Annotated in this window: 8 protein-coding genes; all 8 read right to left on the minus strand. The window is 68.7% G+C overall.

Annotated elements, in window-relative coordinates; all coding sequences use genetic code 11:
• Positions 1-2: 2 nt before the first annotated feature.
• The 8 genes from AAD027_RS00690 to AAD027_RS00725 all read right to left on the minus strand — a co-directional run bounded on the left by AAD027_RS00690 (position 3) and on the right by AAD027_RS00725 (position 14138).
• Positions 3-2819: a ThuA domain-containing protein gene (locus AAD027_RS00690; protein ID WP_341724090.1), complete on the minus strand. Its 2817-nt coding sequence runs from the start codon at positions 2817-2819 to the stop codon at positions 3-5.
• A 56-nt stretch (positions 2820-2875) separates the two neighbouring features.
• Positions 2876-5065, minus strand: coding sequence for an SUMF1/EgtB/PvdO family nonheme iron enzyme (locus AAD027_RS00695; RefSeq protein ID WP_341724091.1), 2190 nt, complete (start codon positions 5063-5065; stop codon positions 2876-2878).
• 26 nt (positions 5066-5091) lie between these two features.
• On the minus strand, positions 5092-6042 hold the full coding sequence (locus AAD027_RS00700; protein WP_341724092.1) for a ribokinase: 951 nt from the start codon (positions 6040-6042) through the stop codon (positions 5092-5094).
• Entirely contained in the window at positions 6039-7205 is a 1167-nt protein-coding gene (locus AAD027_RS00705; RefSeq protein WP_341724093.1) for a serine hydrolase domain-containing protein, read from the minus strand. Before AAD027_RS00705 ends, AAD027_RS00700 begins: the two co-directional genes overlap by 4 nt.
• A gap of 176 nt (positions 7206-7381) precedes the next feature.
• Positions 7382-9637 (minus strand): TonB-dependent receptor, encoded by a 2256-nt coding sequence (locus AAD027_RS00710; RefSeq protein WP_341724094.1) that lies wholly within the window; start codon positions 9635-9637, stop codon positions 7382-7384.
• A gap of 250 nt (positions 9638-9887) precedes the next feature.
• Positions 9888-10763, minus strand: a complete 876-nt coding sequence (locus tag AAD027_RS00715) for a LysR family transcriptional regulator (protein ID WP_341724095.1) — start codon at positions 10761-10763, stop codon at positions 9888-9890.
• Between the two features lie 85 nt (positions 10764-10848).
• The gene (locus tag AAD027_RS00720; protein WP_341724096.1) at positions 10849-13269 is read right to left on the minus strand and encodes a sodium:solute symporter; all 2421 of its coding nucleotides are present in this window, start codon (positions 13267-13269) and stop codon (positions 10849-10851) included.
• Positions 13266-14138 carry an HpcH/HpaI aldolase/citrate lyase family protein gene (locus AAD027_RS00725; RefSeq protein ID WP_341724097.1) on the minus strand — a complete coding sequence of 291 codons (873 nt, stop codon included), beginning with the start codon at positions 14136-14138 and terminating at the stop codon, positions 13266-13268. The genes AAD027_RS00720 and AAD027_RS00725 overlap by 4 nt, the downstream gene beginning before the upstream one ends.
• Positions 14139-14160: the final 22 nt, after the last annotated feature.

Raw genomic sequence — 14160 nt, forward strand, 5'->3', positions numbered from 1 at the left:
GCTCATTGCTTCAGGTACCGTGCGAGTTCGTCGATCTGGTCCGCGCTCAGTCCCTGCGCCTGGGCACGCATGATGCCCCCGGTCAATGCGTCGACGATGCGTGGATGCGGGCGCATCGCGATCAGCGCACGCGGAGGGATGTTGCCCTGGGGATGGTCGTGGCACATGGCGCACCGCTGCCGGTAGATGTCCTCGGCGCCCTGTCCGGCCAGGCCGGCCTGCGCCGCGGATGCGGCCTCCGCGGCGGGTACCGTTCCCACGGCTTGCGCACGCCCGGCGAGCCTGCGTCCTCCCAGGCCGAATGCCTGGATGCGGTCGGTCCCCACGAACACCTGGCCCCCGCCGAATGCCGGCTCGTTGTACTTGCCGCTGGTGAACAACTCGCCGGGCGCGCTCCGCCACAGGACGTCCAGCGTCGCCGCATCCAGCGCGTACAGCACCGGCCGCGGCGCATCGGCGCCGCTCAGCGGCGCCGAGCGCGGGGCGTTCTCGTCCAGTATCCAGACGATCGCATGGTCGGCGCCGTTGCTGGTCACCACCGGCGACCCCGGATTGCCGAGCACCAGGGACTTCTGCAACCTGTCGATGCGCAGGAACGGCGGCTGGCCGGCATGCCTGGCCACCTCGATCCTGGCCACCGAGGGCGGCACGCTGATGGGCGATCCGCCGGCGCGCTTGCTGTTTCCGGTGACGAACAGATAGTCCGTCCCGCGCGCGTCGCGGAACGTCGCCGGCACCGAGCGCGCCCGGGCCAGATCCAGCGCCGCGTCCTCGTCCGAATACGGCCCGAACACGTTCAATGGCCCGCGCCTGCCGAACTGCGGCTGGGCCTGCGGAGCCAGCAGCGACCCATCCGAGGACGAGTCCTCGCTGCATGGCGGCCGCCGGTCCAGCCGGCCGGGCAATCGCTCGCGATCGAGCAGATAGACGTTGCCCTGCTTGCCGCCGACCGCCATCAGGCGCGGGGCGGTGTCCGCCTGCGCGTCCGGCAGCAGCACGGCGCCTCCGGCGCCCAGGTCGATGTCCATCTTCGCCGTGCGGCAGTGGTTGAACGGCGTATAGGTGCCCTGCAACACGAATGCGCCGGTTCCAGTTTGCGCGAGCTTCAGCACCGACTGGGTCCAGTCGTGGGGCGCATCCCGGTAGCCATCGAAACCGCTGCCGGTGACCACGTACACACTGCCCTGCGCATCCACCGCCGGCCCGCCCGTGCCCCAGATGCCACCGCTGCCGCGATGCGGCATGGCGACGGCGGCGAAGGCGCCGCTCACCTTCGCGCGCCCGGTATCCACCGACGCCAGCCAGCCGGTCTCGCTTTCGCCGAACACCACGTACAGCTGCGACCCGTCCGGGCTCAGGTTGAGCGCGCCGCGCTGGACGCGGAAATCGAAGCGCCGCTTCGGTGGCACCCGTTCCGGACCCGCGTTGGCGTTGAGGTCGTTGAAGGTGCTTTCGTCCAGGCGTACCGGCCAACCGGGCAGTACCTCGCCGCTGCCGATGTCCAGCGCATAGGCCTGCCAGCGTTTCTTGGGATCGCAGTGGGTCACGTACATGCGTCCGCGCGCCACGTCGATGACGGGCGTGCTGAGGATGCCGGTCGGCACACCGTCCAGCGGCGCCGGCTGCAGGCGGCAGGGCTCGCCCAGGCGCGTGCGCCACAGGATCCTGCCAGGCGCGACGTCGCCGCTGCGCGCGGCGTTGACCGCATAGACGAAGCCGTTGTTGCTGGCCGCGAACACGGCGGAGAATTCCGCGCCGCGATGCTGGCCCCGGGTGATCGCCACCCGGTCCACGTACAGCGGCGATGCGTACAGGCGCGGCGGCTGGCCGTCCAGCGCATCCAATGGCGGCGATTCCCAGACCAGGCCGAACGAGCCTTCAACGACGTTCTTCGGCGTCAGCACGGTTTCGTCCGCGCGCCAGCCGCTGCGCCCGGCGTCCACATGGAAGGTGGCGCGTTGCCGCGTCGTGCCGTGCGGCGCGGCGGTGCCGTCCGCGATGACTTCTTCCCTGACCGGTAGGTCGGACCGCGCGCCGGCGTCGGGCACGTCCAGCCCCGCCGTCCAGAACATGGCGTTGAGCAGCATCCGCCTCACGCCGGGCTGGTCCAGCGCACGCAGGTAGTGCCCCCCGCTGAACACGACGCCGCGGCCGCCGCCGTCGCGCTCGTAGGCCCAGGCGACCTCCGTCTGTTCGGCCTTGTCGTCGACCCGGTACTTGCCGTCGCGGTATTGCGGATGCAGTTCGGTCTTCAGGATCGGGACCCTCCTGCCACCGGCATCCGTGTGGCGGAAGGTCGGATAGAACTCGTCGCGGTAGTCGAAGGCATCGAGCCCGCGCGCAACGGGATGCGCCTGCGTCGCCGGCGCCAGTTCGGCCCATTCCGTGGTGCGGTCGAACATGCCCTCGCGGACGGCACCGAGCCATTGCGGCAGGCCCAGGTCGTCGCCGGGTGGCGCGGTCGAGGCCTGGTGCAGCGCGACCAGCCCCACGCCGCGCCGCATCGCCGCTTCGAACGCCGCGCGTCGCGCCGGATCGCGCAGGGGATGCTTGTCCAGCCCATCGAAGTACCAGACCACCGCGGCGGCACCGTCGAACGCGCCCGGATCGTCCGGCCATCCATCCGGGTAGGCCACGACGTCGAGTCGGCCGCGCGCGTCGGGCGAGGTTTCCACCAGCGCCTCCAGTGCGCGTATTCCGTCGGGATAGTCGTGGCGGCCCGGCGCTTCGCTGCCGGCGCCGCCTATCAGCACGATCTTCCGCGGAGGCGCACGATCGCAGCCCGGCAACCCCAGGCACACCGACAGCGCGAATCCCATCCACGCGGCCTTCCGCGCAAGGCGGAGCGCGCTGCGCGCATGGGCACCACGCGGGTTCACGCCGCGTCCACCACGCAACGGAAGCCGATCCGGGCCGAACGGTCCTTGCTTGGCGCCATCAGCAGCAGCTTGCCGTGCTGGTCCAGCCGTCTGGCCTGCGGGAAATACCAGTGCGACGTGCGCGGCTCGTAATCGCTGCCTCCACGCAATACGGCGCTGCGCGTGTGTTCGTCGGCGAACTCGTCGGTCCATTGCCAGACATGGCCGACCAGGTCCATCACCCCGAACGGACTGGCCCCGGCCGGATGCGCGCCGACTTCCGCCGGCGGCGGCAGCGCGCGGCCACGGAACACCGGCGGCGCGGCGTCATCGCGCCAGGCGTTGCCCCACGGATACAGGCGGCCATCGGTGCCCTGCGCGGCGTACTGCCATTCCCATTCGCGCGGCAGGCGCTTGCCGGCCCACTGCGCGTAGGCGCGCGCGTCTTCCAGCGAGACCCACGTCACCGGCCGGTTTTCCCAGCCGGGACGTGGTGCGCCGTCGCGCCAGTCGCGCAGGAAGTTGTGCGTGTCGCGCGGCGCGTAACCGGTGGCGTCGATGAAGACCTTGAACTGCGCGTTGGTCACCAGGTGCCGGTCGATGTGGAACGCCTTCAGCGTCATCCGCTGGCGATGGTGGCGGCGCGGGCTGTTTTCCCACGGGTACTGTACGTCCACGCCGTCCCAGGTCTGGCCTTCGATGGCGATGCCGCCCACCACGAACAGGTATTCGCCGCCGGGAATCGTCACCATACCGTCCGGCGCCTGTGCCCGCGCCGCCGTCGGTGCGACCGGCGCGATCTCCTGTGGAATGGAACGCCATTGCGCGGACAGCGACGCCAGCGGCGTGCGTGCATGTTGAGCCATGGTCGAAAGGAATTCCGCCAACCCTTCCTCGTCTTCGCCCGCCGACAGCGCCAGCAGCGCGCCGAATCCGCGCCCTTCCAGCGCCGTCTCGATGATGGCTTGACCTTCAATGACGCGTGGCTGCAGTTCATGGCCCTGCCACAGGTCGAAATAGCGCGTGCCTTCGGCGTGTTCCACCGCGAGCTGCTCGCCGGACACTGCGTATTCGTGCCGGTTGACCAGCGTCCACAGCGTGCGGCCTTCGCCCGGGAAACGGCTGGCGAACACGCCCGTCTGCAGAGTCTGTGCGTACGGCTGCCAGTCGCGGCTGACCAGCAGCGGGGCGAACCTGCGGTAGATGGCGGCGATGCGCTTCAGCGATTCGGCGTCGCGCGGGGTGAACTGGTTCCAGATGCCCCACACGTTCTCCCACGCGTTGTAGCCCACGCCGTTGAAGAAGACGTATTGCAGGTCGTGGTTGCGGTCGCGGCCCCAGCGGTTCTCGTAGTTGATCATGTGGCGCGGTTCCAGCCACTTGAACTTGGCCACCGGCGGGATCACCTCGTTGGGCGCCTTCTTGCCCCAGCTCTGCACGTTCCAGATCAGCTGTTCCTCGGCGCTGATGGTGGACTCGGGCTGCACCACCACCGGCTGTCCCAGCGCATCGCAGGCATCGAAGAACGCGCGCGGCACGCCGTTGTAGGTGTCGCCGTTGATGCCGTCGGCGCCGACCGCCTTCACCAGCCGCGCGATGGCCTGCCAGTCCGGCTCGCCCTGCTCGCGCGTGCCGTTGTCCCAGGGCATGGTGGGCAGGAACACGCGCACGCCGCGGCGATGGAAATCCGCCACCGCGCCTTTCAACCCTTCGATGCCGCCGGGCAGGTCGTGGGCCAGGTCGAACTGGTTGCGGTCGTCGATGCCGATGTTGGGGTACACGTACCACAGCAGCACGCTGTCCAGCCCGCCGAAGCGCGCTTCCAGGTCGTCCAGGTAGCGGTCCACGGTGTAGCGCCCCGCCACCGGATCGTAGAAGTAGCGGTCCTCGACCATCATCTGCGCGTGCACGAAATTGCGCTGCGCCCATTGCAGTTCGGGCCGGCGGTAGTTGGCGTCGTCGTAGCCGATGCGGGTCAGGTGCTCGCGCCGCCAGTCCCGCAGTTCGCTGATCCAGTCGTCGGCGGTGGCGTTGACGTCGATCTTCCAGTGGCCGATCTCGGCGAACGGCCAGCCCGGCGCCTTGCCCGGCGTGGGCAGGTAGCGCCCGGTGGTGACGTGGGAGAACTTGTATTCGGTCTTCGGCATGCGCGGCTCGGGCGATGCGTCGGCTGGCGCGGTATCGGCAGGATCGGTCGGGGGGTTCATGTCGGGGATTCGGGAAACGGAAGGAATCAGGAAAGGCCGCAATGGATCGCCAGCGCATCGCGGCCGTGCGGGGAGGATTCTTCCGGCGACGCGGCCAGCAGGGCTTCCACTTCGGCCCGCGCGGGCACGCTGGATTGCGCGCCCAGCCGGGTGCAGGCCAGCGCCGAGGCGGCGCTGGCGAAGCGCAGCGCCTCGGCCAGGGGCGTGCCCTGCGCCAGCCGGGCGGTCAACGCACCGCAGAAGGTATCGCCGGCACCGGTGGTGTCCACCGCATCCACGGCGAACGCGGGCTGCACGTGGATCTCGCCGCCACGCCGCGCCAGGCAGCCGCGCGCGCCCAGCGTGACCACCACGCAGGGCACGGCCATGCGCGCGACCTGCTCGGCGACCGAACCGGCTCCGGCCAGCGTCGCCAGTTCGCCTTCGTTGACCACCAGCACGTCCACGTCGGCCAGCAGTGCGGCCTGCAATGCCTGCGCGGGCGCGGCGTTGAGCACCACGCGCACGCCCGCCGCGCGCGCGGTGCGCGCGTACGCGGCCACCGTTTCCAGCGGCGTTTCCAGTTGCAGCAGCAGATGGCGGGTGCCGCGCAGCGCGGGCAGGTGCCGGGACTTGAGCAGCGCATTGGCGCCGGGCGCCACGGTGATGGCGTTCTCGGCATCGTCGGACAGGCAGATGAAGGCCGTGCCGGTGGCCACGCCGGGCGTGCGGACGATGATCGGCTGCACGCCCGAGTCGAGCAGCGATCGCTCCAGCACCGCGGCATGCGCATCGTCGCCCAGGGCGAGCAGCATGCGCGTCTCGGCGCCGCCCGCGCGCGCGCAGGCGACGGCCTGGTTGGCGCCCTTGCCGCCGGGGAACGTGGCGAAGTCGCGACCCAGCACCGTCTCGCCGGGCGCGGGCACGTGATGGGCACGCACGACGAAATCGAGGTTGGCCGAGCCCGCCACCAGCACGCCGCCCGTCAACGTACTCATGGCGCCACCGCCAGGTAGACACGGCGATAGAACGCGTTGGCCAGCTTCGGCAATTCATCGCGACCGTCGCCCGGCAGATGCTGGGCCAGCAGCAGCGCCACGATGTCCCGCTGGCGGTCGATGGTGAAGTAGGTCGAGGCCGCGCCCGACCAGCCGAACTGACCCGGCGAGCCAGGACGCGCACTGGCCTGCGCATCGGTGACGACATAACCGCCCAGGCCGAAGCCCTCGCCCGCGATGGGCGAAGGCACGGGTGGATCGAAGAGGGGAAGCTGGTCGCGCATCATCAGGTCCACGCTGTCCGGCCGCAGCACGGTCACGCCGTCCAGCGTACCGCCGTTGGCCAGCATCCGCGCGAAGCGCAGGTAGTCGGCGGCGGTGGAATACAGGCCGCCAGCGCCGCTGTCGTACGCGCGCAGGCGCGCGCCGGGTTCGCGCGCGGAGGGCCCATCGTCCAGCGCCAGGCGGCCGTCGTCGCCCATGACGGTGATGTCCACCACGCGCGCGCGCTGCGACGGCGGGACGGAGAAACCGGTATCGCGCATCCGCAACGGCACGAGGATGCGTTGCCGGAGGAACGCATCCAGCGACTGACCGCTGGCGACTTCGACCACCCGCGCCAGCACCTCGGTGTTGACGCCGTCGTAGCGGAACGACGTGCCGGGTTCTTCCGCCAGCGGTACTCGTGCCACACGGGCGGCGAAATCCGCCAGGTCCTTCGCCGACGAGGGATCGGCCTGTTCCAGCAACCGGCTGGCCTCTTCCCTGCCCTCGCCACCGGTCGCGAAACCGGCGGTATGGGTCAGCAGGTGCCGTACCGTCAACGTCCGCACGAGGGGCTCCAGTCGCGGGGCTTCCGCCGTGCCGCCGGCGAAGCGCCGCAACCCGGCCATCTCCGGCAGGTAGCGGGCGACCGGATCGTCCAGCCGCAAGCGCCCCTCCTCCACCAGCACCAGCGCCGCCACCGAGGTGATGGGCTTGGTCATGGAATAGATGCGGAAGATGGCGTCCTCCGTCATCGGCCGCGTACGCGCCAGGTCGGCATGGCCAGCGACGCCCTGGTACACGATCTTTCCATCCTGGAGCACCAGCGCCACCGCGCCGAGGTAGCCATCATGGCCGGTGGCCTGTTGCAGGAAATCATCCAGCGGTCTGGTGTCCACGGGTGCGGAGGGGTCCGTCCGATGCGGCGAATCCGTCCGGACGCCAGCGACGGCCGGCAGCGCCAGCATCATGCCCGCCAGCACGACAAGACCCCGCCATCCCCGCCGTGCCCCGGGGAGAGGCGCGGCGGGAACAGCGGTGGAGAGACGCATCCGTCGTGGGGGAGGGGCGTGGTTCAAAACGTGATGGTGTGGGTGATCGATACCATCCTGCCACGGCCCGCCCAGTAGTTCTGGTAACCCGCCAGCTGCGACCAGCTGAGGATGTACTGCTTGTCGGTCAGGTTCTCGATGCCCAGCGAGAACTTGCCGAAGCGTTCGGTCTCGTAGTTCACGCCCAGGTCGAACAGGGTGTAGCCGTAGGTGTCCTCACGGTACGAGAACTCCTCGCCATCGGATGCGCGCACGTCGCTGCCGGACAGGTGGCGGTCCGCCAGCCGGGTGGCGCCCAGGGTGATGTCGCCGTTGGGCACGAACTTCCAGGTCACCGACGCGGAGATCTTGTCCGGGTTGATGTCCAGCACGCCCATCGGTTTGTTGAGTCCGCCGGCCGGGTACGCGCCCGCCGGGTCCGCCGCCCAGAACGCGGTCTTGCCGCGGATGCGCGAATACAGCGCGCTGGCCTTCCACTGTTCGTTGAAGCGCCAGTCGCCGCTGACTTCGACGCCCTTGATACGGGTGGGCGCGCGGCTGAGGATGAAGTCGTTGGAATTGGGATCGATGGCCAGCGAAGTGCCGAACGGCGTCTCGGAATCGTAGTGCGAGGCGCTGAAGGAGCCGCGGCGGCCACGCCAGTTGACCCCGAACTCGGTGTTGTCCACCACGATCGCCGCGATGTCGGCGATGCGGTCCACCGACTGCCCCGGCACGTTGATGTTGCGCAGGGGGATGCCGATGTTGGGCAGGCCGAAGCCTTCGCCGTAGGAACCGAACACCGACCATTCGTCGGTGATGCGCCAGATGGCGCCGTAGTTGACCAAGTTCTCCTTGTACTTCACGCCGCCGCCTTCGACGAATACGCTGTTGCGGTAGGCCGTGGTGGTGTAGCTGTCCACGTGCAGGTCGCCGTCCTCGCGGCGATAGCCGCCGCTCAGGGTCACCGGCCCGATGTCGTAGGTCAGCTGCGCGTACGGCGCCTTGCTTTCGTATTCCATCGGCGGCACCCACAGGCGGTTGGTCAGCGCCAGCCGCTGCTCGGCGGTGTCCTTGACCACGTCGATGCCGGTGCGCAGTTCCAGCCCGGACACGTTGAACAGGTCCGGGCGCGTCCAGCCGATGCGGAAGCCCTTCTTCTCGCTGACGATCTCGGACTGGTCGAAGATGCGGTCGGCCTCGTCGAAATCGTCGTCCACCCTCACCAGCTGCTTGTCGTCGCCGTCCTCGGGCAGGTAGCGCATGGCCTGGTCGGCATAGTAGGCATCGATGCCCAGCGTGCCGCCGAAGAAGTCGCCATGCGTGTACTTCAGCGCGTACTGCTTGAAGTCGTTGAACTCGGCCTTCTGCCCGAAGATCTGGCCGCGCTCGGAGGTGTTGGTGCTGGGCACCTCGCACGGCGGATCGTCTTCCGGGCCGCGGCAACCCACGACCTGCACGTAGTTGCCCTTGCCCTCGATCTTGAAGTGGCTCACCGTGGCCTGCAGGCGCTGCTCGCCGTTCTCGCCGAAGTTGATGCCGCCCTTCAGGAACAGGTTCTTCGCCTCCGAATCGGACACCGAACCGCTGGTGTTCATGCCGATGCGGCGGCCGTTGCCATCGTAGGAAATGCCGCGGTCGATGAACGAAACGCCGCCGATGAAATCGGCGTTGTCCTGCTTGTAGGCGTGGTTGACGCCCAGCTTCCAGCCGGCGCTGTCGTCGCCGAACTGGGTCGAATAGCGCGAGACCACGGTGGTCTCGTGCCCGTCCTTCTCCGGCACCTTGGACAGGTAGTTGATGATGCCGCCGGCGGCGCCGATGCCCTCCGAGGCGGAGGGGCCGTTGATGACCTCGATGCGTCCCACCATGCCCATGTCGGTGAAGGTGGCGTTGCGGCCGCCCTCGCGCAACGGCGAGCCCTGCGGCACGCCGTCGAACAGGCGCAGCGCGATGCGGCCGCGCAGGGTCTCGCCGGTGTTGCTCATGGCCTGCGACGATTCCGCGTAGCCCGGCACGGTGCGCGCCAGCACGGCGGTGGCGTCCTCGGTCACCAGCAGCGTGTGCTGGATCTCCTCGCGCGACACCAGGGTGATGGCGCCGGGGATCTTGTCCACCGCCTTGGGCGTGCGCACGCCGGTCACGATCACCTGGTCCAGGTTGACCGCGTCGTCCGCGCGTCCACGGGTTTCCTGTTCCTGCGCATCCTGCGACGGCGGAGTGTTCTGTTGAGCCTTGACGCTGGCGCTGACGGCGGCGGCCAGCATGAAAACGCCGAATGCGGCGGGGACCTGTTTCATGGTGTGGTTCTCGAAGATTTTCTGGTGGCGGCGGCCCGGGCATGGCGCGGGATCCACCGTGACGGTTGTGTTTGCGAGACCAGCGCGAGAGTGCGCCTGCGTGCCAAGCGTTCCTCCCAGACGCTCGAACCCGACGATGGGAGGAGCCTAGGCGCTGGAGGCTGGCGAAAGAACCGGCCGGCGATATGTTCAATGCCTATTTTTTGTAGCGTGCACTGCAACATCGCGCGGCGATGGCAGCGCGGCCGGCTCAGTCCGCGCGGGTGGCGGCGCGGCTTTCCTGCAGCAGCACGGTGACCAGGCGGATGCGCACCGTGGAGCGCGACCACACCATGCCGATGCGGCGCGGCTCGCAGGCTTGCGGCAGCGGGATGCGGGCCAGGTGCAGCCCTTCCGGCCAGGGTTTGGCCCAGTCGGGCACCAGCGACACGCCCAGCCCCCGGTCCACCATCACCGCGATGGCGTTCAACCCGTTGAGCTCGAAACGCTCGCGCGGCTCGATGCCGGCGCGGCGCAGGTATTCCTCCGCCAGCCGGCCGCCCCACTGGTTGCGGTCGTAGCGGATCAGCGGTTCCTCGCGCAGCAGTTCGTGCGGATCGCGGCCCGCCATCCGCGCCGGCGCCAGCAGCACCAGGGGCTCCTCGCGCAACAGTTGCCAATCGCAGGTCTTCGGCAGGCTGTAGGGCGCCTGCAATACAAGTGCGGCGTCCAGTTCGCCGCTTTCCACGGCGCGGTACAGCTCGGCCGAATAGCCGGGCCGGATGAAGACGTTGATCTGCGGGAACTTGTCGACCATGCGCGCCAGGATGTCCGGCAGCATGCCGGCCAGCGCGGTCGGGCAAGCCCCGAGCCGGAGTTCGCCGGACACCGCGCTGTCGTTGGCCACGCTGCGCATGTCGGCCACGTCGCGCAACAGGTCGCGCGCACGTTGCAGGATGCGCGCGCCTTCTTCGGTGACGCTGACGGTACGCCCCGCCCGCGCGATCAGCGGCGCCCCCAGTTCGCGTTCCAGCGTGCGGATCTGCTGCGCCACCGCCGCCGGGGTGATGTTGAGCACGCGCGCGGCGGCCGCCATCGAGCCGCGGTCCGCCACCACCACGAAGGTATTCAGGAACTGGGTATCCACGTCACTCCCCTGGACTGCGCCTCAGGCTACACGAGCCCGGGAAGCAGCACGACAGGACTTCCGACCCATGGCGCGGCCCGTCCGTTCAGGCCACCGCGTCCTGGCGATGGATCGTCAGTCCCTTCAACGACCGCGTCGGTGGCGGGAAAAGCCAGCTGGCCGCGTAACCGATGACGATGCACAGCAGGATCGAAATGGCCAGGTAGAAGTACGGGTGCACCAGGCCCATCGACCAGATCAGCAACGTCAGCACGATGCTGGAACCGATGCCGATGGCCACGCCCTGCGAATTCGCACGGCGGGTGAACATGCCCAGCGTATAGGCGCCGGCGAAGCCGCCGCCGAGCAGGCCGGCCAGTTCGATGGAGACGTCGAACAGCGAATGGATGTCGTAGCGCGACAGCAGCAGCGCGATGGCGATGCCCGCCAGGCCCACCAGTACGCCCATGATCTCGGCGAACAGCACGCTTTTCTTCGGTGTCGGGTTCTTCGCCAGCTTCTCGTAGAAGTCCACCGAGGCCAGCGTGGAGACGCTGTTGATGATGCTGGACAGCGTGGACATGGCGGCGGCGAAGATGCCGGCGATGATCAGCCCGGTGACGCCCATCGGCAGTTCGGCGGCGATGAACAGCGGGAACGTGGCGTCGATGGGCAGCAGCGGGTTCATCCGCTCGGGGTGGGACTGGTAGTAGACGTACAGCGCGGTGCCGATGGCATAGAAGAAGAAGCCGCCCGGGATCATGATGGCGGCGAACGTCCAGATGGATCGCCCGGCCTCCTTGTCCGACTTGGTGGACAGGACGCGCTGCATCAGCACCTGGTCCTTGGGGAAGGTCAGCACCACGTCGAAGACCACCAGGAAGATGAATCCCCACACGGTGGCCTTGGTCAGGTCGAAGCTGAAGTCGAACAGCTTGGTCTTCTCTTCGGCCATGGCGACCTGCACGAACTCCGGGATGCCGCCATTGATGCCGTAGACGATGAAGCCGATGGCGAAGATAGCGCCACCGAACATCACGAACACCTGCACGAAGTCGGTCCAGATCACCGCCTTCATTCCGCCGAGCGTGGTGTAGATGATCGTGAACACGCCCATGATCAGGATGCTCCACACCACGTCCAGCCCGGTGATGGTGGCGATGGCCAGCGCGGGCAGGAACAGGATGATGCTCATCCGGCTGCCGATCTGCATGGCGATGCACAGCGCGCTGGCGAGCATGCGGATGGCCGGGTGGAAACGCGTCTCCAGGTAGGAGAACACCGACATCAAATTCAGCCGGCGCAGCAATGGCACGATCCAGATCGCCACGAACACCAGGCCCATCACCGCGATCAGGTTGTTGGTCAGATACTGCCAGTTGGTCTCGAACGCCTTGGCCGGGATGGCGATGAAGCTGATCGAGCTGGTGTTGGTGGCATACAGGCTGACGCCTGCCGCCCAGAACGGGATGCTGCGGCCGCCGACGAAGAAGTTGGCCGTCGAATTGCGCTTCTCGCCCAGATAAAAGTAGAGGCCGATGCCGATCATCGCGGCCAGGTAGACCACGATCACCAGCCAGTCCAGCCAGGTCAGCAGGTGCTTGCCGGCCTGCAACTGCACGGTGCGCACGCCGGGGACGCCGTCGTCGTGGCTCCACCACGCCAACCCATCGCCCCAGGCCGCCAACGGCGGCGCGGGATTCCCTTCCAGCGAGGACAACCCGGCCCATGCCTTGGTGATCGTGTGGAATGTCATCAGGCGGCCGTGCCCGCCGGAACCGGCCGCGTCTCCGCCGCCGGACAGCAGATACAGGACGTGGGCCTGTCCCAGGGCACGCGCCGAACCGGGCACGATGCGGCCGGGCACGGCCGGCATGGCTACCCAGCCGGAATCCTTCGACCATCGCCAGAGCGACTCCGCGCCTTCGCCCGCGACGCTGGCGTACAGATCGCCGCGCTGTGCGACCAGGGTGCTGGCATTGCCCGCCCCGGGCCAGGCCGGCAACGCCTGCCATGTTCCTTGCCCGCCCGGCACGGCGGTCCGATAGACATGCGTTTCCCCGGAGGCGTCGATGCCCGTCGCATACAACTGCCCGTCGCCCTCGGCCAGCGCGACATCGCGCAGGGCGGTCGGCCATGCCGGCAACGGACGCATCGAAAGTCGTTCTCCCGCCAGCGATACCGAGGCGATCCGCGCCGCCGCGCCTGCTTCGTCTTCCTGATGCAGCACGTAGAGACGGTCCTTCGCCGCCGAAAGCCAGCGGGCGGAACCGCCATCAAGCCCGGCGGGCAGCGCGATGCGCGACCAGGAACCGGATGCGGAACTCAACACCCAGGCCTCCTCCTTCGCGAAGGCCACCAGCCTTCCATCCACCTGGTGCAGTTCCTGGATCGCCGCCTTCGCGGGCGGCGCGGGCAACGCGGATTCCTTCAACGACGCCAGACTTTCCGCGCGGACAGTGGGTGCGCCGGCGGCGACCATGCAGGCCAGCAGGAACAACCCGCCGACCCGTTTGGAAAAGCTCATGCTGGATCCTTCTTCTTGTTTGCTCGCGCCATCGCCAGGATCGTGCGGGCATGCGCCAGGTAGGGCGCATCGACCATGCGCCCGTCGACGGCGAATGCACCGTGTCCCCGCCCCTCCGCCCCGGCCGCCGCATCGATGACATGCCGGGCCGCCTCGATTTCCTCCGGCGTCGGGTCGAACACGTCGTTCGCCCACGCCACCTGTCGCGGATGCACGCAGCTCTTGCCTGCATACCCCAGTGCGCGCGCCGACTCCGCTTCCGCACGGAAACCCTTCTCGTCGTCCAGCCCGGGAAACGCCGTGTCGTAGACGAACACGCCCGCCTCGGCCGCCGCCATGCGCAGCGCGTATTGGGTGGCGTGGACGTTACGCAGGTCGTCGCGTGCGATGCCGTAAGGCTCGAACAGGTCGCCCAATCCCAGTTGCAGTCCGCGCACGCGCGGATGGGCGCCCGCGATCGCCGCCGCATGGCGAAGCGCGCGCGGCGTCTCGATGTTGACCAGCAGGCCGGGACGGACGGTGCCCGGGCTTTCCGCCTCGATCGTTTCCATCCGCCGGACCGCATCGACCAGTTGATCCGCCGACTCGATCTTGGGCAGATTCACCAGATCGACGTCCAGCGACGCGATGGCGCGCAGATCGTCCATCCACTCCGGCGTGCCCGGCCCGTTCGCGCGGACGATGACCTGCTTGCCGGCGGCACGGTGCGGACGGGGCGAAAGATATTCCACCACGCAGGCGCGCGCCCTGGCCTTGTGGGCGGCAGGAACCGCGTCCTCGAGATCGAAGGACAACACGTCGGCCGCGCTGGCCATCGCCTTGGCGAACAGTTCCGGGCGCACGCCGGGTACGAACAGTTTGCTACGCATGGGCCGCGCTCATCATGGCGCG

This window comes from Pseudoxanthomonas putridarboris (assembly GCF_038321125.1).
In the GTDB taxonomy this organism is placed as follows: Bacteria; Pseudomonadota; Gammaproteobacteria; order Xanthomonadales; family Xanthomonadaceae; genus Pseudoxanthomonas_A; species Pseudoxanthomonas_A putridarboris.